We start from the raw sequence: 23,662 nt of genomic DNA on the forward strand, positions 1-23,662 counted from the left end.
GGCCTCCCAGGAGGCGGGGCCGCGCCCCGAAACACGTCCCCGCCGATGCGCCGAAGGACAGACAGGACAAGCCGCCCGCTTCCTCACCACGGCAAAAGAAGGGGGGCGTCCGCGAGATGGCCGGGCGCAGGAGCAGCCCCGGCAGCGGCACTACGCCGCCGCAGCCCCCGCCTGCCAAGGAGCGGCCCCACGCATCCCGGCGTCCGCGCGAGCCGTCTCCTGGCCGTCGACCGCCCAACGCGGGGCCAGGGGGCGGCGGGGCGAGGGGGCGGCGGGTGAACTCCCTGGCCCCCTCCCATACGTGCGCGGTGCGCACGCGGCCGCAGCGTGCACCCCCTCCCGGCCGCCCCGGCCCTGGCCCCGGCCGGGGCGGCCTGCGCACGAGCCAGGCCCGCGGCCGCCAAAGCAAGTGCCGCCGCTGCCGGGCCCGGTGCGGGCGCTCACGCACCCGATTCCCTTGGGGAGGCGGCCGGGGACCGGGCCGGGCCTGCGGGGCGGCCGGGCGCGTCCTGCGGGGCGGCGCGCACCGTGCGGGCCGCGCCCGAGCGCGGCAGCGCGAGCGTGAGGAGCAGACCCGCGAGCATGCCCGCCGCCGCCAGGAGCACCACGAGGAACGCGCCGCCGGCACCCGCCGTACACAGCGCGGTGCCCGCCCTGCCCCGCATGCCGAGGCCGGCGACCACGCTGAACACCGCGAGCCCGATGGCGCTGCCGAGGTTCAGGGCCGTGGAGGCGATGCCGCTGGCAACGCCCTGCCCGTGTACGGGGATGCCGGTGGCCGCGGCGATCCACCTGGCCCTCCACACCACGCCCTGGCCCACACCGGACACCACACGCCCCGGCACGAGGAAGATGCAGCCCGCGCCGGCGTCGAAACCGGGGGCAAGCACGGCTGTGCCGGCGGCGCCGGCCACGAAGCCGGCCAGGAGCGTGGCGCGGGTGCCAAGGCGGGGGGCGGCACGCTCGCCGAGCCGGGGTGCCGGCGGCGATGGCCAGGGACGGCGCCAGGAAACCGAAGCCGCTCCGGCGCGCGGAGCAGCCCTGGACGCCCTGCATCAAAACGGTCAGGAAGTACGCCAGGACACCGAAAGCGGCCATGCAGACGAACGCAAGGGCCATGGCAACGGTGAGGCTGCGGCTACACAAGAACCGCAACGGCATCAGCAGGCCGCCACTGCCGGGCCCCGACCGCCGCGAAGGCCGCCAGGAGCACCGCGGCAACGGCGATAGCGGCCCCGGCCAGCCGGGCCCCCCAGCCCCGTTCGGGCCCTTCGACCAGAGCGAACACCACAAGCATCAACCCGGCAGTGACGCTCAGCGCGCCGGGCAGGACGAAGCGGCGGCGCCCGCCGCACGCCGCATCGCGCGAGATGACATACAGCGCGGCAAGCGCGATGAGCCCGGCGAGCGGCACACTGACGCAGACCACAGCCAGCCAGCCGAAGCATTCAGTGAGCACACCGCCGGGCAGCGCGCCCAGGCCGAGCCCGCTGACGCCCGCGCCGCCCCACCCCACCAGCACGCGCTTACGGCTCAGCCCCTGCCCGAAAAGATTGCCGATGAGCCAGAGCATCGCGGACAACAGCAACACACCCCCGATACCCACTACCGCCCCCACCCCGAAACCGAGACAGCCCGAAACACCACAGCAAAACGAGAAGCACCGCAGCAGAAAGAACAGAAGAACCACCAGCCAGCAACGGACACAAGAGCACACAAGCAGCAGCCCGGCTACAAGCCAGGACCCCCCAGCCAACAACTCCGCCCCCCGGCAGCAAAGAGCAGGCCGATACAGCGGGGCACGCAAGCAGGCACAGCCCTGCACCACCCCGCAACCGAAGAACAGAGCGATACAGCAGGACACGTGAGCAGACACGGCCATGCGACACCACACCCACCACCACCCCTGACAGGCCCCCAACCCACCCACCACCAAAGACCCGGCCGCCCACCCCAGCAGCACCGGCCAGCACCCGCCCACCCACAGCCCAGCCGACAACCACAACCACAATCACGGCCACGGCCACGACCACGGCCACGGCGCCAGCACCACCCCACCCCACACCCCCAGCAGAGCCGACAGCCGGGAACAAGCACGAACACCACCCCCACACCAACCAACACAACACCAACAACCAGAACACAGCCAGAACACAGCCAGGATGCAGGCCAGGGCACGGGCCAGAACACGGCCAGGGCACAGGCCAGAGCGCAGGCCAGAACACAGCCAGGACGCAGGCCAGAACACGGCCAGGGCGCGGGCCAGGGCGCGGGCCAGAACACGGCCAGGGCGCGGGCCAGGGCGCGGGCCAGGGCGCGGGCCAGAACACGGCCAGGGCGCGGGCCAGAGCGACATCCCGCCTCACAGCACCAGGACACCACCACACCCACCAGACAGACACAACACCCCACACCAGAAAGCCAAAACACCCCCAGACACCCCGGCAACACCCAGCCACCCGGGGACACCCAGCCACCCCGGAGACAGCCAGCCACCCCGGGGGAAGCCAGGCACCCTGAGGGCAGCCAGCCACCCCGGAGACGGCCAGCCACCCCGGGGCCAGCCACCCCGGGGGGGGGGCGGCCAGGTGCCCGGCGGGGTGTGCGGTCACTGCAAGGAACTGACACACCCTCACACCACAGGGCGGGGGGCGGGAAACAGCCACCCGCCCCCCTCACGGATGACGACCTTCCACTTTCAGCCATCCACCCGCCCCGCCCGCCCCGCCTCACACCCCCAACTCCCCGCCCCGGGCGAACAGTTCCGGTCAACTCCGCCACCGCCCCCGCCCCCGCCGCGCCCCGCGCCGGCCCCCGCCCCGCACCCGGGTACACCCGCCCGACGAGCCCGCCTTCCCCCGCCGCCCCGCACCCCGCCCCCCGGCCGCGGCACCCCGTGCCACGGGCAGGATCCGGACACCCCTCGACAACAAAAAGAACACTCGTTATGTTGCTGAACGGCGAGACAGCGCCAACCGAGCACAAGTGCAAGCGGTCACTCGCAACCACTCAACGGGGGCTCACCATGCCTGTCACCCAGCACCTCACCCACACACCCGCACACCCCGCCCACACACCTGCACAACCCACCCTCGCACCCCACCACGTGCACAAACACAACCCCGCCGAAGTCCTCCTCACCGGCTACGACACCCTGCGCCCCGACACCTACACCGTCACCGCCCAATGGCCGACACACCACCCCTTCTACACCCCCACCCCCCACCTCAACGACCCCCTCCTGTTCATCGAAACCATCCGCCAGTGCTTCCCCCTCCTCGCCCACAACGCCTACCACCTCCCCCACGGCCACCACCTCATCTGGCAATACCTCACCACCGACATCAACCCCCACGCCATGCACCACACCCCCCACCACCCCACCCACCTCACCCTCTACATCACCTGCTCCGACATCCGCCGCCGCCAAAGCGGCCACCTCACCGCCCTCACCCTCCACGCCATCGCCCTGCGCAACGGCACCCACCTCGGCACCGCCCAAACCCGCTTCTCCGCCCACTCCCCCGCCATCTACAAACGCATCCGCAACAACCACCCCCAAACCCCCACCACACCCCCACCCCCCACCCACCCCACCCACGTAGGCCGCCACCACCCCCACGACGTCGTCCTCTCCCCCACCCCCCACCCCCACCACTGGACCCTCCGCAACGACACCACCCACCCCACCCTCTTCGACCACCCCGTCGACCACACCCCCGGCATGCTCCTCCTCGAAGCCGCCCGCCAAGCCACCCACGCCACCCACCACCACACCACCACCCACACCACCACCGGCACCGGAACCACCACCAGGACCGGGACCGGGACCGCCACACTCACCCGCCCCCCGCGCCTGACCACCCCACCCGGACCACCCCCCTACCCCACCCACATCCACGCCACCTTCCTCCAATTCATCGAATACACCACCCCCACCCACATCACCACCACCACCCAACCCACCCCCACCCACACCGAAACCCACACCCACACCAGCCCCCACACCGGCACCGGCACCAGCACCGGCACAACCACCACCCACATCACCGCCACCCAAAACAACCAAACCGCCTTCACCAGCACCATCACCACCACACCCCACCCCTAACCACACCCACACCCACACCCACACCCACACCCACACCCACACCCACACCCACACCCACCAACAGCAAAGCCACGCACCCGCTCACCCACCCAAAACCAACGCCCGCTGAACGCCCCACACAGCGGGCACCCCCACACCCAACACCGCCACCGCCACCGCCACCAACTGGCACAGCCTCGGACCCAACCGACCCCACCCCGGCCACAACCACAACCGGCCAACGGCGACAGTCGCCCTACTGTCCCGCCACCGAACCACTCCGCTTTCCCGCAAAGCCGCACACGCCCGGCGGACTCCACCGGTCGCGAGTAGGCAGGGGCGGTGGCGGTGCGGCCAGGCCGGGTCGTGCTGGAGGGCGGCGGACGACGCGTCAGTGCTCACCCGTCGGTCATGAGCATCAGGTGTTCCCCTGTGCCGGACAACAAGAATGGCGAAGGTCTCGGATGAAAGCCTCATGGGGACGGAGCCAGATGGTTGTTCCCGGCTTCAGGGGCACCTCGTCACGCCGGTGTTGATCGGTTGTTGATCGGTGGGCGGTTCACTACACGTGTTGCCCCACTCTTCGGGACCTCACGCACCGCCCTCCACCGGACAACAGCCACGTCCAACGATCCGAGAGGGTCGAAGCGTCCCGTCCGCCAGGAGTCCGTGGGGAACCTCGCCAGCCCTTCTCGCTCGCACACAGAGGATCAGTAGCATCACCGTGAGTACAGTCGCCCTCTCCTCGGCCGTTTGCCTTCCGTCCACCGCTCGTGTCGTGCGCGAGGGCGCCACGCTCGCGCTGCGGGAGTTCGTCTCGTCCGATGTCGATGCGCTGGCTGAGATCCTTGGCGACCCTCATGTCATGCGCCACACCTCGTCCGGCGCGATGTCGTACGAGGCCGTTGTCGATCTGGTGCGTGAGGCCGGGGCGGACCAGGCGGATCCCGCTCGGAGCCGGCATCGGCTCGCCATCGTCCAGCGTGAGGACGGCGCCCTCGTCGGCACGGTGACGGTGGAGCGCGAGCAGTACTCGAGTGTCTACAGTCACTCGATCATCCTGCGGCCCCACCTGGCGAACCTCTCGGCGGGGTACGAGACGAGCCAGCTCGTTGCGGGCCTCGCCCTCGACGAACTCGGTGTCCACCGGCTGTGGTTCATGACAGCGGTCGACAACCTCGCCGCCCAGCGGCTCTTCCTCGCCTCCGGGAGCACGCGGGACGGGAAGGTCCGAGAGCTCTACTTCCGTGAGGGACGCTGGTGGGACTGCTATATGTTCACCATCCTCGAACACGAATGGCGCGCTCGGGCACACCTCACACTGCGCGAGGCCCTTGCCCTCCTTCGGCGACAGGAGCAGGAGCCGCGGGCTTTCCGACCCGCCGTGGCCTGACACCGCGTTCACCCGACCGTTTGCGAGCTTCTGGTGGAGGGCCCGGTCCCGCTCTCTCGTCCGCGGCCGCGATACCGAGTGCGCCCACCCCGCTTCCCGCGGCAACAGGTCACGTCAAATTGTCGGCCATGTGGTCGCCGAGGCGCGGCAGCCAGTCAGGGCGTGCGTTGCCGAGCAAGTGGTCGCCGTGCGGGACGGACAGGTAGTTGCCGCGCGGTGCAAGGCGGGCCAGGGGCTCGCCGTTGGTCACGCCGGGGATGACGTCCTGGGCGCCGTCCACGACCAGGAGCGGCGCCGCGATGCGGGGTGCCAGTGGGGCGAGATCCACGTGGCGTACGAACGTGTGGGCGGCGTCGGGTCCTCCGGCGCGCTGGGCCATGAGGCCGCGTACGGGTGGGGGCAGTTCCTGCCAGTCGAGGCGGAAGGGGCCGCTGACGGTGGCGACGGCTGCCACGCGCGGCTCCAGCGCGGCGGTCCGGGCCGCGAAGTAGCCGCCCAGGCTGAGGCCGACGAGGCCGATGCGGGCGACGCCGAGGGCGTCGACGACTCGGCCCACGACCCGTTCGTAGTCCGGCACGAACGTCGTGGTGGCCGCGAGTACGCCCTGTCCGGGGCCGTCCATCGCGAACACCGCGAGCCCCCTGGCCAGCAGCGCGGACACCAGGTCCAGGAACTCTTCCTTGGCCGAGTCCAGGCCGGGTACGACGACCACGGTCCCCGGCGCGTCGGCGGGGCCGCGCAGCCAGCCGGTGAAGCCCTCACCGCTCACCCGCCGCGCACCGGGTTCCAGCATCGGGAGTGCCCGGCCCAGGGCGCGATCCGCTTCGGCGGCCGCCCGGTGCGCTTCCGCGTACGGCGCGAGGGTGGCCAGGTGGAACCATCGGGCCGCCGTCAGCAGGTGCTCCCCTGCGGAGAGGGACGACCCGGCGTTGTCCGCGCGCTGGAGGTGGGCGTGCCCGGTGCGCAGGAAGGCAGGTCCCCAGTCGGTGACGGAGGTGAGGCCCTCGGTGACGCGCCGGTACTCGTGCGGGTCCACGCCCGCACCGGTGGCGCGGGTCCACTGGGCGGCGGCGAACTCGGTGGCGTTCATCGTGCTTCTCCGATCAACAAGACGGCCTTGCCGCGTATCCGGCGTTCTCGCAGGTCGACGAGGGTGTCGGCGGTGTGCGCCCAGTCGGCGGTGCGGCCGATCTCCGGGTGCAGTCGGCCCTGGTCGACAAGGCGTACCAGTGCGGCGAGATCGGAGTCGTACGGGGCACCGGCGTAGTGGAAGTGCTGGATCGTGGCGCGCTCGGGCCCGCGGAGGAGCTGGAAGAAGTCGAGGGTCACCGGGGTGCGGCTCGCCTGGCCGAACCAGACGAGGGTGCCGCCCGGGCGCGTCTTCGACAGGGCCAGCGGCAGGTCAGGACCACCCGTGGACTCCAGCACGACGTCGAACGGCCCCCGCGCCGCGGCGACCTCGTGCACCACCTGCGCGCCGAGCTCCACCAGCCGCTCGCCGCGCGACGGCGTGGCCGTCACCGCGGTCAGCTCTGCTCCGGCCCCGATGGCCATCTCGGTGACGTAGTGGCCGACGCCACCGGAGGCGCCGGTCAGGAGCACCCTTCGGCCGGCCAGGGAACCGGCCGTGCGCAGCAGCCGCAGTGCGGTGATCCCGGCCAGGGGAAGGGCCGCGGCCCGTGCGCTGTCGATGCCGTCCGGGAGCACCGCGAGCGAGTGCGTGGGTACGGCGGCGTACTCGGCCCAGCCGCCCTGCGCCGGATGCCCGACGACGCGGGTGCCGATGCCGGGGCCGGTGCCGTCGGCCGCCGCCTGGACGACGAGCCCTGCGATGTCCTTGCCGGGCAGCAGTTCCGGCCGGGGGTGTTCGAGAAGGAAGGTCTCGCCCCGGTTGGGCGCGAACGCCTCGACCTTGACCAGTGCCTCACCGGGCTCCGGCACGGGCTGGGGGGCTTCGACGAAGGCGACGGGGCGCTCCGCCTGCCCCGTGGGGATCAGTCTTTGCATGCCGACGATGCAACCCCCAACGGCCCCGCGGGATCCAACAACGACCGGGCGAGACCGACAACCATTGGTTGTCACCTATGGTGAGAGCCATGGATCTCGACGTGGCGCAGGTGCGTGCCTTCGTGCGCACCGCCGACGAGCTGCACTTCGGGCGGGCGGCCGGGACGCTCGCCATCTCCCAGCAGGCCCTGTCCAAGAGGATCGCGCGGCTGGAGTCCCTGCTCGGCACCGAGCTGTTCCACCGCGGCGGCAGCGGCGTACGCCTCACCGAGGCCGGACAGCGCTTCCTCCCGCCGGCCCGGCAGGCCGTCGCCGCGGCCGACGCCGCCGTCACAGCGGTGGTCGGCGAGGACCGTCCGCTGCGCGTGGACGTCTGGGGGCACCTGTACGCGCCGATGCGGGCGCTGGCCCAGGTCGCCGGGCGAGCCGGGGAACTGGCGTTGGGGCACGGGCGCGACCTGCCGTCGGTGACGGCGTCCCTGCTGCACGGCGACACCGACGCGGCCTTCGGCCGCGTCCACCCGCCGTTGCCCGGCGGCCTCGCCCACCGCCTCGTACGCCTCGAACCGGTGGACGCCGTACTCAGCGCGGACCACCCCCTCGCGGCTGAACGGGCGCTCCGTCCGGACCAGTTGCGTGACAGCGTGCTGTGGGCACCCGGCGCGCTGGACCGCCTCGACTTCCTCCACCAGTTCGCCGTCCGGTTCGGCATCCGGAGCACGGCCGCACGTGTCAACCTGGGGCTCGCCCACTTCCTCGCCGAGGTGGCGCAAGAGCCACGGCGCTTCTCGCTGGTCCCCGCGGACGTACCCCTGCCGGAGGTCCCCGGACTGCGCTCGGTCCCCCTCGTCGCTCCGACGCCGCTGTACGCGTGGTCGCTGCTGTGGCGCACCGGCAACGGACACCCGGGGCTCGACAGGCTCGCCACCGCCTGCGCGGAGGAGGCGAAGCGAAGCCGATGGCTGGAGTACGACCCGACCCGGGACTGGCTGCCGGAGCCGCCTCTTCGGTCCGCCGGGTGAGGGTCAGTCGCAGAACGCCCTGTCGAGGAGCGCGTCGACGGCGTCGTCCGGATCGCCGCGGACGTCGGGCGTGAGCGCGCGGGTGACCTGGCGGCGCCGGCCCTCGGTGGTGAACGACCAGGCCTGGTGAGCCAGGGCGTCGCTGTCGTTGCCGTATACACGGACCCCGCACGAAGTGTCCCGCCAGCGCAGTCCCGGCCCGTACGTCCGGTCCTTGACGCCGGGTGTCCGCATGGCGTCGAGCGAGTGGCCCGGCAGGAGGCGTTCACCGAGCAGCGCGGCCATGAGCCGGTTGAGGTCGCTCGTCGTGGAGATCGTCTCGCCGTCGGCGCCCAGCAGCGACGGATTCGTCACGGTGAGGTCGACGAGCTGCCTTCCGGTGGCCCTGACCCGCTGTATCGGTACGTAGCCGTGCGGGTGCGGTCCCGGAAGGCGCGGGGACGTTCCCGCACCGAGGTGCCGCGCAGCCGCAGGGCGCGGATGGTCCGGCGCTCGGTCTCCTCGCTGTACGGACGGCCGGTCACCTTCTCGATGAGCTGGCCGGGCAGTAGGTAGCCGGTGTCGGGGTACGTGTAGCCGGAGCCGGGGGGTGGGAACGTCGGCGGCTCGGCCACCGCCCGCTGGATCAGCTCGGCCTCGGACCAGGTCCGCAGGCGGTTGTCCAGGAACTCCGGCGCCGGTGGCAGCGGCAGCGCGCGGCGGTGGTCCGGCACTCCACTGGTGTGGTTGAGCAGCTGCCGCACGGTGATCCGTTGACCGTCCGGGACACCACCGGCCCGCTTCGCCAGGGCGATGCGGGCCGGTCGCCGCCCCCCCCTCACCACGCCCCGGTGCTCGGGGCGTGGTGAGGGGGGCGGCGACGAGCTGCTGGGCTCAGCCGGCGAGGGCGGCCCGCGCGGCGGCCTCGGCCTGGTCGGCCTTCTTGTTCAGGGCGGCGTCCTGCCCGTTCGTCTCCTCGTCCTCGGCGGCGGACGCGGCATCGTTCGCGGCCTCGGCGGTCTGCCTGAGGTCGAGGGGATAGTAGCGGGAGCGGTCGGCGGTGAGTTTGGCCCCGGCGGTGGCCACGGCCCACGCGGCGCTGGCGGCCTGGGCGGCGTCGGGGGCCGCCACGGCGTCGGCCTCGGCGGCCGTGGCGGCCTCGTCGGCGGCCTGGGCGGCTTGGACGTCCTCCAAGAGCGCGTCAGGGTTGCGAGTGATGATTTGGGAGTATTCGTGGGCGCGGGCGGCGGCGCTGCGGGCGCGGAGGACGTGGCACTGCTTGGCGACCGCGTTGTCGGTCGCCCCCTTGTCCTCCTCCTCCGGGGTGCACAGCTGCGGCGGGGCCAGCACGACCGCGCCGCGGACCGCAGCGGACGTACCGGCGGCTTGCACCGGCGATGCGAGCACCACGGCACCGCATACAGCAGCCATCACCACAGCGGCAGGAACACGTCGACTCATGCGATTTACCCTTCCCAAGGCGGATGTCCCCAGACAGGACAGACGTAAGGACTGCTCACCCCCAACGGAACCGGACCCCGGTAGCCGTCGTCCACCGACCAGCCGCCCGTCCCACTCGAACGGACGATGTGATTCCGGCGCGCGCTACGGGCGCGCGCTCCCCGGCCGACGGCGACCGGCAGCAGATCACCCGGCACACGTCGGCGGTCGTGTTGTGCACGTCAGCGGTCGTGTTGTGCACGTCAGCGGTCGTGTTGTGCACGTCAGCGGTCGTGCTGTGCGCAGTCGCTCCGGTCGCCTGCGCACAGCACGACCGCTGCGGCACGCACCCGTCGCCACGCGGGCCTACCGGGCCGGTTACTGGGCGACGGTCACCGACGGGCGCGAGCTCGACGACTTCGCCTGGAAGGACCGACGGGACGGACGGTGTGCGGCGCCGTCGACGGTGTGCCCGAGGACGGGGTGCGGGCCCCCGGGCGGGACCCCTGCACAGCCCTGGCGGGCCCGCTCCCGACAAGCCCGGCGCAGCCGTACCGTTGGCCCCATGTGCTGGAGCGCAACAGCCGACCTCATCGCGGGTACGGGCATCACGGCCGCAGGAGCTGCCACCGTGACCCGGGCGGCCCGACGCCCCCGCGACCTGCCCCTGGCCGCACTTCCCGTCCTCCTGGGAGTCCATCAGCTGATCGAAGCCGCCGTCTGGCACCACGGCGGCGGCACCGGGGCCGCCACCACCGCGTGGGCCGTCATCGCCCTGCCGCTGCTCCCGCTGTGGGTACCCGCCGCCGTCCTGTGCGCCGCGCCGCCGCGCGCCCACCGCCGTCTGCTCGTCCCCCTCACCGTGGGTGTCGCAACGGCGGCAGTGCTCGCGTACGCGCTGGTCACTCGTACCGTGAGCGCCGAGATTCGCGGGCACACGGTCGGCTACGCCCTCGGGCTGTCCCACACGGGGTTGACCGTCACGGGCTATCTGCTCGCGACCATCGGTGCTCTGCTCGTCTCCGGTGACCGCGTTCTCACCCTCCTCGGTGTCCTGACCGCCATCGGGGCCGCGGTGTCCTTCGTCCTGTGGCGGCGGGAGTTCATCTCCACCTGGTGCGCGGCCGCCGCGGTGGCTTCGGTGCTGCTGTACCACTGGGCCGGGCAGTGCCGCTCCGCCGCCCCGGAAGCGGCGGCTTCGCGGACGGGCGATCGCCGCTCTCAGCACCACCCAAGGCCTTGAAGTTCCACTGACCGGAACCGCGCTGGCGGCCTACGGAGCATTGGGGCACGGTGAGGGCGCCTCGGTGAACCGGAGTCGCAGGGAGGCCCGGTGCCGGGGTGAGCCTTTGAAATCCCGTCCTGCGGGCGCCGGTTCCCGTGCTCCGTGATGACGGGTCCGGCGGAGCCAAGGAGTCACCCATGGACCTGAGACAGCCCAAGCCGGGATCGCCGCAGGGCGGCGGCGACACCGAGAATCCGGACCGGCGCACCATGCTCATCACCGTGCTCAAGGCGACCGCGGGCGCGGCGGGCGCCACCGCGATGGCCGGGGCCTTCGCCGGGCCCGCGGCGGCGGCAGAGCGGCGACGGAGCCCCGCGTCGGTCCGCGCGAGCCAGGCGGACTGGCGGTTCTGTGTGAAGTGCTACGGCCTGTTCTTCCGTGGCTATCCGTCGGACGGCGCGTGCCCGGCGGGCGGCGGCCACGACTCGGCCGGGTTCAACTTCAACCTGCCGCACGACGTACCGGAGACACCGACCGCGCAGCGCAACTGGCGCTTCTGCGACAAGTGTTACGGCCTCTTCTTCTACGGCTACCCCACCGACGGCGTGTGCCCCGCCGGTGGCGCCCACCGCAAGACGGGCTACGACTTCGTCCTGCCGTATCTGTAGGCGGGCACCGCCGACGCACCGTCCTGATGCGGGCGCTGCGGGGCGACGCCCGTCGGGTGTTGCCGTAGCGGCACGCTGGCGTGGAGCCGGGGACGGCACCTCCTGGCGTCGGCCAGCCACGACGGGGCGACCCTGCTGTGGGACGTCGCCGAACTGGCCGACGTCGTCGCGGACCCCGTCCGGCGCGCCTGCGCCATCACCGATCGCGGCCTCAGCCGTGAGGAATGGGCCGTCCACGCCAAGGGCCTTGCCTACCGGCGCACGTGTGGCTGACCCGGGCGCCAGCAGGTGGTGCGGGTCCCGCTCCGTGCGGAACCGGCCCGCGGTGGTCATGTGGCCCATGCCGCGGGCTCGGCCGACGACCGCGAATGGTCCGGGGGCGGCAGGACGGGGCCTCAGGTGGAGGTGTCCTTCAGGAGGTCGAAGGCGAGGCCGCTGGAGCGTTCGCCGTGGCCGGTGGCGCGTTGGGCCGCGAGCCACACGACGACGCGGCCGTCCCGCCACCGGGTCCTGTGGAAGGCGACGGTGACCCGGGTTCCGGTGCGCGTGACCTCCTCCTCGTTGATGAAGTACGGCCGCCCCGCGTCGAGGCCCTCCCGCAGCAGGGCCGTGCGCGGCCGGACCGGGGTGCCGTCCACCTCACTGGGCATCGCGGCACGCTGGAGTTGCACGCTCCGGCTGTCCCCCGGCACGTGGACGGGGATGAAGGGGATCCAGTTCTCGGGGACCGGGCTCGCGATCTCGTAGGCGACGTCGGCGCGCGGGTCGTCGGCCGGTGGCGGCGGGTGCAGCCTGCGGCGCTGGGCGAGGCTCTCGGCTGCAGCTTCGTCGCCGCTGCGCCCTCCGCCGTTGGCCAGTTGGACCGTCTCCTCGATGCCCCAGACGAGGTTGGCGCTCTCGTCCCGTACGAGCACCACGCCCTCCAGCGGCGGGCCGGTGGCGACCTTCGGGGAGCCCGGCGGCAGGAGCAGCCCGGTCTTGCCGTCGGTGCCGAGCGTGAACATCGACCAGCGCTGCCAGTCGTGGCGCTCGCCCGTGCCCGCCGGGGTGATCCACCGGCGCTGCCCGAAGACGTCGGTGACCGCGAGTCCCTGGACGGTGGCCAGTGTCCCCGCGGGCACGTCGCAGGGAAGCTGGTACCAGTCGTTGCTGAAGACGAGCGCGAACTCCAGGAAGACGAGCCGGGCCAGGTCGGTGCTGTCCGGGGTGACGGCGGCGAAGTTCGTGTTGCCGTCCTCCACCGCCCACCAGCGCGGCAGGGGCATCCCCGCGAAGCGGACCGGTGTCGGGAACACGGTGCGTGCGGTCGGCACGGGTGCCGGGTCCGTGCCGCCGAGCGAGCCGCCGGAGTCGGTGGAGAAGGCGTGCCAGTCGAGTGGGCCGCCCGGGTACTCGGCGGCCGTGAGGACGTGCTCCCCGCCGCCGGGGGCGGGTGCGGAGACGGCGAAGGAGTGTTCGAGGCGCCTGGCGTCCCAGGTGGCGTTCCCCTGCGGCCGCTGCGCGGTCGCGCCGGTCGGGGTGTCGATCAACTGGTCGAACCAGGAGGTCAGTCGGGGGCCGAGGGCGTCGAGGGTCGCGCGGTGCGGGCGGGGCAGGTCGATGCCGTCCGAGGGGTGTCCGCCCGCCTTCAGGTGCTCGTGGAGCAGGTGTCCGTCCATCCGGCGGCCTACGAGCGCCTGCATGGTCGCCCAGACCTCCGGGTGCGCGACCAGCGCGCTGTCGGCCTCGTCCGCGGGGTCGGGCAGCGCGACGGGGTAGCGCGCGGTGAACTGCTCGGGCACGTCGTGCGCGCGCAGCACCGGCACGCCGGAGACCAGCTTGAGCCAGCGGCGGCCGAGCGCGAGGCGCAGGTCGAAGGAGATCGGGTCGGCACCGAGGGCGAAGGGCAGGGGCCGGCGTTCGGCGACCGTCTCCAGCGGCCGGTCGGTGGGCAGCGGCCCGGCCGGTCCGTCCCCCGGGCGGAACCGGCTGGGCGTGCTGGTGGTCACGGCGTACCGGGCGGTCACGGGCGAGCCCGCGTCGGCGCCCCGGAACTCGCCCAGCTGCCACTGCCGGGTCAGCAGCCACAGCGCGTCCCGCACCTCCGCGCGCAGCGCGCGGTCGAAGTCGGTGGTGCGCGGCCTGCCTTCGAGCCGGTTCCAGACGCCGACGGCGGGGTGCGTGCGGTCGCGGAGCGCTGCGGCGAGGTCCGCGATGCGTGGCTCAGTCATGGTCGGCCTTCCAGCGGACGTTCGCGATCGACAGATCGGTGCTGATGGTGATCGGTGGGGTGGTCGCCGACATGAGCGTGGCGGGCAGCAGGTGCGCGTAGGCGCTGTCCTCCAGATGTGCGGGCTCCACGGCGCGGGCCCTGGCCATCGCGAAGGTCTCGTGGACCGCGGCCACCAGGTCGGAGGTGTCCCAGGTGCCGGTGCGCACGGGCGGTACGACGAGGAGCATGGCCTGGGGCGGCTCGGAGTCGGGGCGGTCCACGTCGGCGGTGATCCCGGTGGTCTCCCGCTCGGCGGGGATGACCTCGGTCCACTCGTCGAGGAGCAGTCCGCAGTGCGGCTCGTCCTCGTCCGCGCCGTCGGCGTAGTGCGCCGTGAACAGCAGCCTGTCCTCGGTGATCGCGGCGCCGGGGGCGAACTCCATGCCGAGCCAGTGGTCGTTCGGGCGGTACGGGAGCTGGACGGGAGCCAGCTCGGGCTCCTCGTCGTCGCGCAGGGCGGAGCCGAGCTGCACGACGCGCTCCCAGAGGCGGGGCGCCTCGCGGACCCGCGCGAGCCCGTGGATCCAGTCGTCGAGCGGGAAGTCCCTGTTCACCGGAGGCCGGGTCAGGTGCTCCAGGAGCTTGCCGCTGTCCCTGCGGGCCTTGGTCCACTCGGCGGTGAGCGCGGCGGGCGGCGTGAACTCGGGTACGACGACGGCCTCGGGGCCGAGCATCGCCCGGAGTGCCTCGAGGCCCGCCGCGACCCGGTCGGGGGCGGTCACCGCCTGGTCGTACGCGGTGAGCGCGGTGTCCGCCGAGGCCAGTCGGCCGGCGATGTCGGTGCGCAGGGCGCGGGCCCGGTCGAGGAGTTCGCGGCCGAAGGCGACGACCCGGTCCTCGACGGCGGTCAGGTCGAGCCCGGCGGGGTCGATGTCGGTGAGCGGCAGCAGGTCGGACACCTCGGCGAGCAGCCCGCTGAGCGTGCTCTTCGCCGTCTGTGCCTGCCGGTTCAGGGCCTGGAGGCGGTTGCGGAAGGCGGTGCGACGGCTGCCGACGATCCCGCGCAGTTGCGCGGGCCTGTTGGGGACGGGGGTGGTCGGGCGGGTGGTGAGGAGGCGCTCGGCCTGCTGGAGCACGCGGAAGCGTTCGCTGTCGGCGGTGGCGGGCGGCAGCGCGTCGTACCGCGCGAGCAGCGCGTCGGCGTCGGCCAGCGCCCGGGTCATGCGTGACGCGGTGGTGGCGACCGCGGCGAGCACGTCGGCGTAGGCGCTCCTGCGCCACTGGACGAGCTCGCTCCAGCCGCTGCGTACCATCCCGAACCCGGACGCCGTGGTGGCGAGACCGGCGTACCGGGTGAGGAAGCCGTCGATGGCGGTGAGCACCGCGGCCCGCGACGGCGGCGCGGGCGGGTCGGGGTAGAGCGGTGCGAGGTCGTGGACGTAGTCGGCGGCCTCCTCGTCGAGTGCGGCGAGGGAGGCGCGTACGGCGGCCGGGCGTGCGCGGGGCAGGGACACCGCGTCGTCGGCGGCGCGGTCGACGGGCGCGGTGCCCGCGGCGGGCACGAGGTCGCTGGTGCGCAGGGGCCGCGAGGTGGTCAGCAGGGCGCGCAACGCCCCGATGAGCGGGGAGAGTTCGAAGAAGGTGACCTTGCCGGAGACGCGGACGGTGTGACGGATGGTCAGGGTCACGTCCGGTCGCGGGTGGTCCCGGTCGACGACGGCGCCGGTGATCCGGTCCTCCAGGTCGGTCATCGCCTCGGCGCCCGCGGAGCGGACCGTCCACAGCAGGTCGATCGGGTCGAGCCCGAGGTCGTCGAGGGCGATGTTCCGGCTTCGGTCCTGTCCGCTCACCGGGTCGGTCCAGGTGACGCGGGCGACGACGTCGTCCGCGTCCGGCAGCAGCCCCTCCAGCCAGTCGTTGACGGCGGGTTCGGCCTGTGCCCTGGGGGTCGCGCGGCTGTCCGGGCGCAGGCCGGGGCGCAGCCGCAGGGCGAGGCGGTGGGTGAGGGTGGTGCCGCCGCGCGGGGTCTCGACCACGGAGGGCTGGGGCGGGAAGCCCGCCTTGGCGTAGGCGTCGAGGGTCGCGGAGGCGCGCTCGGTGTTCCCGGCGAGGGCCTGGTGGGCGCTTTCGGCCACGGCGAGATCGGCGAGCGCGTCGTGCACGTCGAGGAGCGCGCGGACTTCGGCGGTCAGGGCCGCGGCCTGGCCCGGGGTGGCGGGTGGCAGCACGCCGTCCAGGCCGAACGGGTAGGTGTCCGGGACGCCGGTACGGGTCACGTGCCGGACCAGGGCGAGGCCGTCCACGACGTTGCGCGCCTCGACCTGTTCGATCGGGACGCTGTCGGCGGGGTCGGGCGCCGTCTGCGGGATCTTTCCGGCGCGCAGCGGGAACTGTGCGCGCAGCGCGCTGATGAAGCGGTCGACCTCCGCCTCGTCGTGCCGGTCGTGCAGGCCGCGTTCGAGCCGGTAGCCGAGCAGCGCGCCGAGCGGCTGGCCCTGCCGCAGGCCGTCGAGCAGGCCGAGCGCGGTCCGCACCCGCTCCGAGCTGAGGTTCACGGCGAAGGTGTCGGGGTGGTCGGGGCCGGCGTTGGCCGTGTATCCGGCGCGCAGGACGGCGGCGGTCCTGGCGTGGCCGGGCGAGGGCGCGTGGACGAAGCCCGCGTTCCGCGGGTCGTGCAGGAGCGGCTCGCCGTCACCGAAGATCTCCGCGAGTTCGCCGGTCAGCTCGACCGGGGTGAGCTGCGCCGCCCGGGGCCGGACGTCCTCCAGCCAGCCGTAGGCGCCGAGGTGCAGTCCCGGGCGGGGCACCGCGCCGCCGTTGGCGCCGAACCGCAGCTCGTCCAGGCGCGCGGTGGCCAGGCCGAGGCGCCAGGCGTCGAGCCGGTAGGTGGCGAGGTCGAGGTGTTCGGCGAGGAGCCGCTCCAGGCGGGCCGTGGGCAGGTCGGCGAGGATGCCGAGGGCCTTGATCTGCTCGGCGAGTTCGGCGGTGGCGGGGGTCTTGCCGAGCACGCCCGGGAGGAAGTCGGCCAGGAGCTGGTCGGGGCTTCCCGTCACGGCGCGCTCGGGCGAGTACAGCCTGCGGAAGCGGCTCTCGCTCGGCAGCGTCTGTCCGGGTTCCGGTATCCGTACGTGCACGAACGGCGGGTCGGCCGCGAGTTCGTCGGGCGTGGCCGCACCGGCGGCGACGGCGAGGTTGCGGGCCGCGTCGGCCCAGCCGAGCAGCACCGCGTGCCGCAGCAGCAGGTACAGCAGCGCGGCGGGCGGCGCGTCGTCGGTGAAGCCGCGTTCGAGCCGGACCGCGTCGAGGCTGACACCCGCTTCGTCGGCGAGCAGGCGCAGGTAGTTGCGGCCGTCGGGGGTGTAGGCGCGTACGGGGTCGGTCTCCGACAGGGGCCGGTCGTCGACCAGGGGGGCGAGGAGCGGCTGCTGGGCGTCGGTGAAGAGCTTGCGCAGCAGGTCGGGGTCGTGGCCCGGGCCGCCGTCGGGGTCTCCGAGGCGGGCGAGGAGGGCGCGCAGCGGTCCCGGCATGTTCAGACGGTCGAGCGCGGGGAGTACGTCGGCGCCGCGGCCGCCGAGGTTCTCGCGGTTGAAGAGGTCCTCGACGCTGTGTGCGTACCGCTGGTGGTACTCGGCCGAGGTGGGGTGCAGGGCGAGGACGTCCAGGAGGAGCTGGTGGGGGTCGTCGGTGTCCTCACCGAGGTGGGCGACCTGGTCCGCGGCGGCCTGCCAGTCCTGGGCCGCCGCGCTCAACAGCCGGTTCAGGCCGCGCAGGTGCGTGGCCGAGTCGGGCCAGGTGAGGCGGGAGAACGCGGTGGTGGGCAGGATGCCGTACGGCTGGCTGCCGATGCGGACGGCCGGGAGGGGGCCTCGCCCGGAGACGTGGCGCAGGAAGAAGTCCCTGGTCTTGCGGACGGTCTCGACGTCGAGGACGGGGTGCAGGGCGGTCTGGAGGAAGGAGCCCCACGTCACGGGCCACAGGGCGGTGTTGGCGGCGCGGGCCTCGCGCTGGTCGGTGCCGTCCGCGTGCGGCATGCCGTCGAGGACCGTGGCCGGGAGGCCGAGGAGTTCGGCGAAGCGTCGGCCGTCGGTCGCGGTGGTCCAGTCGGTGGCCTCGGCGGCCGGTGCCGCGGCCGGGCGCAGGGCCGACTCCGCCTCGTCGGCTTCGCCGCGTCCCGCGGGCAGCCGCTCGGTGTTGTTGGTGGGGGTGCCCTGGGGCAGCAGGGCGTATCCGTCCGGGCCGCGCAGCTGCCGGGTGATCAGGTCGGTGAGCTGCTGCGCTGACGTGAGCGGGTCGGTCTCCTTGCGCAGGCCGAACACCAGCAGCCGGTCCAGGCCGCCGCGCGTGCGGTCGTCCAGCGGGACGCGCAGGCCCATGCCGAGGGCGACGGCGCGGTCGAAGTCGGTGAGCCAGCGCAGTTCGTCGGGGACGTGCAGGGCCCCGGTGGCGGGGTCCACGGAGATCTGGTCGGCGGCTGTGGGGTCGGGGCTCACTGGCAGCGCGTCGGGCACGGGCGCGCCGGTCGCGGACAGGACCTGCTCTCCGTCGACGTAGCCCAGGGCCTGGAAGCGCTCGGGAAGGAGCCGGGCGCGCGCGGCCCGGGTCCATGACTCGGGTGCGGTGGATCCCGTCGCGGGTGGCGGCAGCACCAGGAAGGCCACGTGGACGGCGTCGCCCGTGCCGGCGGGCGCCCCTTCGACGCCTGCGGGGCGCAGGGCCCTGATGGCGGCGGCCCGGGTGGCGCCGACCGCGGTGAGCAGCGCGGTGTCGGCCTGCCGCAGCAGGCGGCGGTCGCCGTGCGCGCGCCAGACCGCGGTCCAGTAGGCGGAGGTCGGCTGCCGGTCCGCGGCGGCCACCGGCTTGGGGCCCACGACCACGAGCACCGTCGTGCCGGCGGGGACGGCGGTCGGCTCCTCGCCGGGGTTGGCCGGGAGCCGCTCGCCGAGGAGCCAGGCCGCGCGCCCGGGGGCGATCCGCCGGGCCAGCTCCAGTTGGGCGGCGCGGAGCGCGGCGGGCTCGCGCGCGGCGGCCCAGCGCGCGGTCCAGTACGCGTCGAGGGCGGCGATCTCGGCCGGTGTGGGCAGGGGCTCGAACTTGTCGACCGCCCACTCGTCGGGGAAGATCCGGATCAGGAGCTCGGTCGGGGTGAAGCGGGTCTCGATCCGTACGGGGCCGAGGAGGACGGGGACGTCGTCACTGAGCTGAGTGGTGGTCGCCGCCGTGGCCGAAGGCGGGGCCGGGGGTGGTGTCGAGTGCGTCATCGCGGCAGCATTTCCTGTGCGTGGACGGCCACCAGGACCGGCACTTGGAAGAGGATGTAGGCGAGGTCGGCGGAGCTGAGGCCGGCGTGCCAGAGCGGCAGGTTCTCGTCCTCGGCGCGTTGTTCGCGCTTCTCCTGGTCGTCCTCGGAGCCGTCGAAGTGGGCCAGGGGCACGGTGACGTGGGGGTCGAGTTCGAGGAAGCCGCGCCCGTGCGGGTCGACGTCGGTCCACGACAGGTCGTTCCACACCTCCACCGGGGTCGGCTCGGCGTCGTCGACCCCGAACCTGGGGTCCCCGGGGCGCTCTTTGAGGAGGAAGAACCAGCCCGCGTCGGCGGGTGGGGCGCCGCGTGCCTCGTCGGCGTCCAGGTCGAACCCGAGGAGGGTGATGTCGGGCTCGATCCTCGCCTCGTACAGGGGGAACCGCACCAGTGAGGGCGGCGGCCGGTCCTCGTCGGGAAGGAGCACGGGCACCCGCTCCTGCGTCAGGTCGGGCAGGCCGTCGGGGCCGGGCGGCCACTGGGCCCGCTGGGCGTAGACGGCGGCCGTCGGGTACCTCTTGAGCAGCTCGCCCCGCACGACCAGGACCAGGTCTTCCTTCTGGGGTCCGGTGGCGGCGCGGTCATGGGCGTTCTGGCCGAGCCGTCCGGTGGTCGGCCAGGTGTGGACGGGCGGGATGTCGTAGCACCGCTCGCGCCGGCGCTCGGCGCTCTCCCCCGGCCGGGGCTGTGCGGTGCGGGGGTCCCAGAACTGCCGGAAGGGGGTGCCGCGTTGGTCGGTGGGGTACTCCCGCCAGAGCAGTTCGCGGGCCATCTCGTGGTTGAGTCCGGCGAGGTAGGCCTCGATGAACTCGCGGTTGTTGGCGAGCAGGGTGATCGAGTTCTGCGGGAGCAGGTCGAGGTGCGGGACGAACGCGTCGACCGACTGGTCGAGGAGGGCCTGGTAGGTCGGCAGGTCGAAGACCGGGTACGCCATCGCCTCGATGAAGCCGTCGGCGAACGGGCGGAGCCGCTCGGGCAGGCCGACCGATCCGAGCAGCGTCCTGGGCACGGTGGTGTCGGCGCGCAGTGCGGACAGCACCGCGCCGGTGGCGGCGGCGACGTCGAGCCGCGCGCGCGGAGCGGCCCTGCCGACCGAGGTGGCCGCGTTCAGGCTCTGGTGCAGGTCGCGCAGCGCGCCCTTGAAGCGGGCCGCTTCCGGGCTGTCGGTGGTGCCCGTCCTGGGCACCACCGCGTCGCCGAGCTCGCGGAGCCGGAAGTCGGGGCTGTGCGGGAGGCTGTCGACCGGGTCCGTCGGCGGCGGGCCGGGGTGCAGTGCGGCGGCGAGCCGTTCGGCCGTGACGAGTCCGGCCGGGGTGGTCTTCGCGGGTGCGGCCGTGACCGCGCCGGAGGCGGCGTCCATACGGGGTACGAGTGCGTCCGGCGGGCGGTCGGGGGTGAAGGGCAGCATCCGCATCAGGCGGGAGCCGGGCCGCGTGATCCGTCGCATCGCCGGGGACAGCGGCGCGCCCGCGACCTGGCTGGCGGCCACCCGGAATCCGACCGCGACCTTCTCCGTCTGCCCGTCGGGCGCCGCGGCCGCCGTGGAGGACCCGGTGACGGTGGACGTCACCCGCGTGTGCGCGGGCGCGGTCAGGCGCAGCGAGCGCCCCGACGCGGCGGCGGACCGTTCCGTCGCCGTGGTGCCTCCCACCGGGTCCAGGTGTTTGGTCTGGAGTACGTGCCCGACCTCGCGGGCCAGCTGCGCCGCGCGGATCCGGGCGTTGGCGGCCAGGACGTCCCCGACCTGGGCCCAGGCGGCGGCCATCAGCTCTTCCTGGCGTGTCTGGACGACCCGCGTGCCCCACTGCGCGGCGACGCGGAAGCGCGGGTCGAGGTTGAGCCGGTGGACCCAGTTGCGGTTCTCGGGCGGGGGGACGGGGGTGCCGTCCTGGCGGGTGAGGAGCCGGGGGGTGAGGGCGTGCCACCGGCCGTACAGCGAGGGGGTGAGGATCGGGTCGGACTCCGCCGCGGTCGGCGGCGCGTCGAGGGGCGTCGCCGCGAGCGCGGCGTGCGCCGCGGCCGGGGTGTGGCGCTGGTAGTCGTCGGCGAGGTTGAGCAGCGCGGCCAGGGCGCTCTGGAAGGGGTGCGGGTACGGGGCCGCGGGCGGCGGCCGGTCGTGGAAGTTGTCCCAGTTCTCCGCGTCGTCAGGTTCGGTGCCCGGGGGCTGCGGCACCTTGAGCGCGCCGCCCATCGGCAGTACGCCGCCGAGCGCCGCGGGTGTCTGGATTCCGGGCAGGCCGAGGCCGGGTGAGCGGTGGACGTCGATGTTCCGGCGCCCCACGCGCGGGTCGGGCCGCTGGGGGCGAAGGAGCCGGACGAGGGATTCGAAGTCGCCGGTGCGGCCGGTGGTGAACTGCCAGCGGTGGTAGTACGGCAGGTGTCCCGACGCGGGCCGGCCCGCGTACGGCGGCCCCCAGGCGAGGTACACGGCGCCGGGCGCGGTCGCGGGGTCGAGGCCGAGCCCGGCGAGGCGACCGGTCTCGAACGCCGGTACCAGGAAAGCCTCGTAGGCCGTGTCCGGGCGCAGCCTGCGCGGACACATCAGCCGCGAGCAGGCGTCGTCGGCGTGGGTGCGCAGCAGCTCGGCGAGCGCGGCGAGGGCGGGTGCCGGGCTGTCGGAGGCGACGGGGCCCGTCAGTGAGCCGTTGACGTGCACGTGGGCCCAGGCGCCGAGCTGGTCGGGCCGGGGCAGGGTCGCGGCGGTGTCCCGTACGGCGATCACGGGCAGCGGTCCGCTCCCCTGCGGGCTCTCGGTGAACTCCGGTGCCGTGCCGTCCGCCGGGGCCTGGGCGGCGAGGACGACGAGGGCGAGCCAGGGGGCGAGGCGCTTGGTGGCGGCGTCGGGCGGGGCGGGGCTGTAGCGCCAGGGGAAGTCCTCGTCGTAGAACTCGATGTGGGCGAGGTAGTTCGGCTCGTGGTTGGTGGTGCCGGGCCGTGGTTCCCTGCGGGAGATCGCGCGGGGGTCGACGCCGGTCACGTCTCCGGGTCCGTAGAGCTGGACGCTCCGCTCGATCTCCTGTGTCAGCGGCCCGCCGGTGCGGGGTTCGCCGGAGATCCGCAGGCGGACCGGGATGCTGGCGCGCGCCGAGGTCCCGGGGTCGCCCGCGATGCGCGTGGCGATCCCGGCGCGCAGCCAGGGCAGGAAGGAGTACGCGTTGGTGGTCACGAGGCGCCCCCGCCGCTGAAGACCTCTGTGCTCGCCGTCAGTTCGGGCAGGTCGGGGTCGGCGGCGGCCGCCCCGGTGCGGGCCGTGCCGCCGGTGACCAGGACCTTCCCGCCCGGCAACGGCGCGGCGGCGAACGCCCACCGGCCGTCGGCGAGGCCCGCGACCGGGGACCAGGTGTCCGCGACCGAGTCGTAGAGGAGGGCGCTGCGGTAGCCCGCCTCGTCCTTGTCGTCGGCGGCGCCTCCGACGACGAGGACCCCGCTCGGGCCGAAGGGGAGCGCGCGGTGCAGTGCGCGTCCCGAGGGCATGTCGGCCGCGGGCTTCCACGTCCCGGCGGCCAGGTCGTACAGCTCGGCGGTGCGCTGGCTGAACGGGTCGAACGCGCCGCCGCCGGGCGCTCGGGGCGCGAGGCCGCCGGTGACCAGGACCGTGGTGTCCGAGAGCCGGGTGGCCTGGTGGTGGCTGCGGGCCGCGCGCAGGCTTGCGGTCGGGGTCCACTTCTTGGTGGTGGAGTCGTACAGCTCGCAGAAGGCGAGGGCGGGTTCGTCGGCGCCGCCGACCGGCGCGGTGCCGCCGCAGACCAGGACGGCTCCGCCCGCGAGCGCCAGGGCGGTGTGTCCCGTGCGGGCCTCCGTCATGTCGCCGGCCGCCGACCAGGTGCCCGCCGCGGGGTCGTAGAGCTCGGCCGTACGCAGGGCCTTGACGCTCTGGGTCGACCGGAACGCGGTGCCTCCGGCGACGAGCACCTTGCCGTCGGCGAGCAGGACCGCGCTGTGGCCCGCGCGGGGCCCCGCCATGGCGCCGCTGGTGGTCCAGGCACGGGTCGCCGGGTCGTACAGCTCGGTCGTCGCGAGGGCGGGGGCGCCCGGTGCGGGGCCGCTGGTGCCGCCGGTGGCGAGGACCTTCCCGTCCGGCAGGAGGGTCAGGGTGTGCAGCCGACGGGGAGTGTTCAGGGCTCCTACCGGGAGCCAGGTTCCCGCGGCGGCGTCGTAGACGGCGGTATGGCTGACGGCTGCCGAGGTGCTGTCGGCTCCGCCCGCGACCAGGACGGCGCTTCCGCCCGTTATCGGGACGGCGTTGTCGTGCTGCCCGTACCAGGTGGCGGCCCGGGGCAGGCCGGGAGCGGACGTCCAGGACCCGGTGGCCTGGGGGGAGGTGGTGGTCATCGAGGCTCCTCGGGTGC

The 23,662-nt window shown here is 73.8% G+C and carries 16 protein-coding genes; 5 read left to right on the top strand and 11 right to left on the bottom strand.

All coding sequences use genetic code 11. The annotated features are described in order from the left end of the window. Positions 1 to 440: 440 nt before the first annotated feature. Together AC5WAM_RS00750 and AC5WAM_RS00755 are read right to left on the bottom strand one after the other, a co-directional pair. On the bottom strand, positions 441 to 914 hold the full coding sequence (locus tag AC5WAM_RS00750) for a hypothetical protein (RefSeq protein WP_495521004.1): 474 nt from the start codon (positions 912 to 914) through the stop codon (positions 441 to 443). 224 nt (positions 915 to 1,138) lie between these two features. Beyond that, on the bottom strand, positions 1,139 to 1,690 hold the full coding sequence (locus tag AC5WAM_RS00755) for a hypothetical protein (protein ID WP_495521003.1): 552 nt from the start codon (positions 1,688 to 1,690) through the stop codon (positions 1,139 to 1,141). 1,335 nt (positions 1,691 to 3,025) lie between these two features. Between AC5WAM_RS00755 and AC5WAM_RS00760 the strand changes: the two genes are divergently transcribed. Both AC5WAM_RS00760 and AC5WAM_RS00765 read left to right on the top strand, forming a co-directional pair. Continuing rightward, positions 3,026 to 4,111, top strand: coding sequence for a ScbA/BarX family gamma-butyrolactone biosynthesis protein (locus tag AC5WAM_RS00760; protein ID WP_495521117.1), 1,086 nt, complete (start codon positions 3,026 to 3,028; stop codon positions 4,109 to 4,111). A 703-nt stretch (positions 4,112 to 4,814) separates the two neighbouring features. Continuing rightward, on the top strand, positions 4,815 to 5,483 hold the full coding sequence (locus tag AC5WAM_RS00765) for a GNAT family N-acetyltransferase (RefSeq protein ID WP_495521118.1): 669 nt from the start codon (positions 4,815 to 4,817) through the stop codon (positions 5,481 to 5,483). Positions 5,484 to 5,592: 109 nt separating this feature from the next. On the opposite strand, the gene AC5WAM_RS00770 is transcribed toward AC5WAM_RS00765, so the two are convergent. Both AC5WAM_RS00770 and AC5WAM_RS00775 read right to left on the bottom strand, forming a co-directional pair. Next, positions 5,593 to 6,573 carry an alpha/beta hydrolase family protein gene (locus AC5WAM_RS00770; RefSeq protein ID WP_495521119.1) on the bottom strand — a complete coding sequence of 327 codons (981 nt, stop codon included), beginning with the start codon at positions 6,571 to 6,573 and terminating at the stop codon, positions 5,593 to 5,595. Further along, positions 6,570 to 7,490, bottom strand: coding sequence for a zinc-binding dehydrogenase (locus tag AC5WAM_RS00775; RefSeq protein ID WP_495521120.1), 921 nt, complete (start codon positions 7,488 to 7,490; stop codon positions 6,570 to 6,572). Before AC5WAM_RS00775 ends, AC5WAM_RS00770 begins: the two co-directional genes overlap by 4 nt. Positions 7,491 to 7,579: 89 nt before the next feature. On the opposite strand from AC5WAM_RS00775, the gene AC5WAM_RS00780 reads away from it, so the two are divergent. Continuing rightward, on the top strand, positions 7,580 to 8,512 hold the full coding sequence (locus AC5WAM_RS00780; RefSeq protein ID WP_495521121.1) for a LysR family transcriptional regulator: 933 nt from the start codon (positions 7,580 to 7,582) through the stop codon (positions 8,510 to 8,512). Between the two features lie 3 nt (positions 8,513 to 8,515). On the opposite strand, the gene AC5WAM_RS00785 is transcribed toward AC5WAM_RS00780, so the two are convergent. The 3 genes from AC5WAM_RS00785 to AC5WAM_RS00795 form a co-directional block, all read right to left on the bottom strand. Next, positions 8,516 to 8,866: a hypothetical protein gene (locus AC5WAM_RS00785; protein ID WP_495521122.1), complete on the bottom strand. Its 351-nt coding sequence runs from the start codon at positions 8,864 to 8,866 to the stop codon at positions 8,516 to 8,518. Continuing rightward, positions 8,863 to 9,255 (bottom strand): serine hydrolase, encoded by a 393-nt coding sequence (locus tag AC5WAM_RS00790; RefSeq protein WP_495521123.1) that lies wholly within the window; start codon positions 9,253 to 9,255, stop codon positions 8,863 to 8,865. Before AC5WAM_RS00790 ends, AC5WAM_RS00785 begins: the two co-directional genes overlap by 4 nt. Before the next feature lie 130 nt (positions 9,256 to 9,385). After that, positions 9,386 to 9,922, bottom strand: a complete 537-nt coding sequence (locus tag AC5WAM_RS00795) for a hypothetical protein (RefSeq protein WP_495521124.1) — start codon at positions 9,920 to 9,922, stop codon at positions 9,386 to 9,388. A 574-nt stretch (positions 9,923 to 10,496) separates the two neighbouring features. On the opposite strand from AC5WAM_RS00795, the gene AC5WAM_RS00800 reads away from it, so the two are divergent. Both AC5WAM_RS00800 and AC5WAM_RS00805 read left to right on the top strand, forming a co-directional pair. Continuing rightward, positions 10,497 to 11,174 (top strand): DUF6629 family protein, encoded by a 678-nt coding sequence (locus AC5WAM_RS00800; RefSeq protein ID WP_495521125.1) that lies wholly within the window; start codon positions 10,497 to 10,499, stop codon positions 11,172 to 11,174. A 179-nt stretch (positions 11,175 to 11,353) separates the two neighbouring features. Then, complete coding sequence (locus AC5WAM_RS00805) at positions 11,354 to 11,824, top strand: hypothetical protein (RefSeq protein ID WP_495521126.1); 471 nt, start codon at positions 11,354 to 11,356, stop codon at positions 11,822 to 11,824. Between the two features lie 395 nt (positions 11,825 to 12,219). Here AC5WAM_RS00805 and AC5WAM_RS00810 read toward each other — a convergent pair whose 3' ends face one another. From AC5WAM_RS00810 to AC5WAM_RS00825, 4 genes are read right to left on the bottom strand one after another with little or no spacing between them, the layout of a single operon-like run. Next, positions 12,220 to 14,034, bottom strand: coding sequence for a hypothetical protein (locus AC5WAM_RS00810; RefSeq protein WP_495521127.1), 1,815 nt, complete (start codon positions 14,032 to 14,034; stop codon positions 12,220 to 12,222). After that, the gene (locus AC5WAM_RS00815; protein ID WP_495521128.1) at positions 14,027 to 19,273 is read right to left on the bottom strand and encodes a hypothetical protein; all 5,247 of its coding nucleotides are present in this window, start codon (positions 19,271 to 19,273) and stop codon (positions 14,027 to 14,029) included. The genes AC5WAM_RS00810 and AC5WAM_RS00815 overlap by 8 nt, the downstream gene beginning before the upstream one ends. Further along, a complete protein-coding gene (locus tag AC5WAM_RS00820; RefSeq protein WP_495521129.1) occupies positions 19,270 to 22,479 on the bottom strand; it encodes a hypothetical protein in 3,210 nt (1,069 codons plus the stop codon). Before AC5WAM_RS00820 ends, AC5WAM_RS00815 begins: the two co-directional genes overlap by 4 nt. Further along, on the bottom strand, positions 22,476 to 23,645 hold the full coding sequence (locus AC5WAM_RS00825; RefSeq protein ID WP_495521130.1) for a Kelch repeat-containing protein: 1,170 nt from the start codon (positions 23,643 to 23,645) through the stop codon (positions 22,476 to 22,478). The genes AC5WAM_RS00820 and AC5WAM_RS00825 overlap by 4 nt, the downstream gene beginning before the upstream one ends. Between the last annotated feature and the right edge of the window lie 17 nt (positions 23,646 to 23,662).

The sequence above is a fragment of the Streptomyces sp. JLYT201 genome, from assembly GCF_059448825.1.

Coding starts and splice junctions, on each gene's coding strand:
- AC5WAM_RS00760 (WP_495521117.1), top strand. CDS start 3,026: ATGCCTGTCACCCAGCACCTCACCCACACACCCGCACACCCCGCCCAC.
- AC5WAM_RS00815 (WP_495521128.1), bottom strand. CDS start 19,273: ATGACGCACTCGACACCACCCCCGGCCCCGCCTTCGGCCACGGCGGCG.
- AC5WAM_RS00800 (WP_495521125.1), top strand. CDS start 10,497: ATGTGCTGGAGCGCAACAGCCGACCTCATCGCGGGTACGGGCATCACG.
- AC5WAM_RS00775 (WP_495521120.1), bottom strand. CDS start 7,490: ATGCAAAGACTGATCCCCACGGGGCAGGCGGAGCGCCCCGTCGCCTTC.
- AC5WAM_RS00770 (WP_495521119.1), bottom strand. CDS start 6,573: ATGAACGCCACCGAGTTCGCCGCCGCCCAGTGGACCCGCGCCACCGGT.
- AC5WAM_RS00825 (WP_495521130.1), bottom strand. CDS start 23,645: ATGACCACCACCTCCCCCCAGGCCACCGGGTCCTGGACGTCCGCTCCC.
- AC5WAM_RS00810 (WP_495521127.1), bottom strand. CDS start 14,034: ATGACTGAGCCACGCATCGCGGACCTCGCCGCAGCGCTCCGCGACCGC.
- AC5WAM_RS00780 (WP_495521121.1), top strand. CDS start 7,580: ATGGATCTCGACGTGGCGCAGGTGCGTGCCTTCGTGCGCACCGCCGAC.
- AC5WAM_RS00805 (WP_495521126.1), top strand. CDS start 11,354: ATGGACCTGAGACAGCCCAAGCCGGGATCGCCGCAGGGCGGCGGCGAC.
- AC5WAM_RS00795 (WP_495521124.1), bottom strand. CDS start 9,922: ATGGCTGCTGTATGCGGTGCCGTGGTGCTCGCATCGCCGGTGCAAGCC.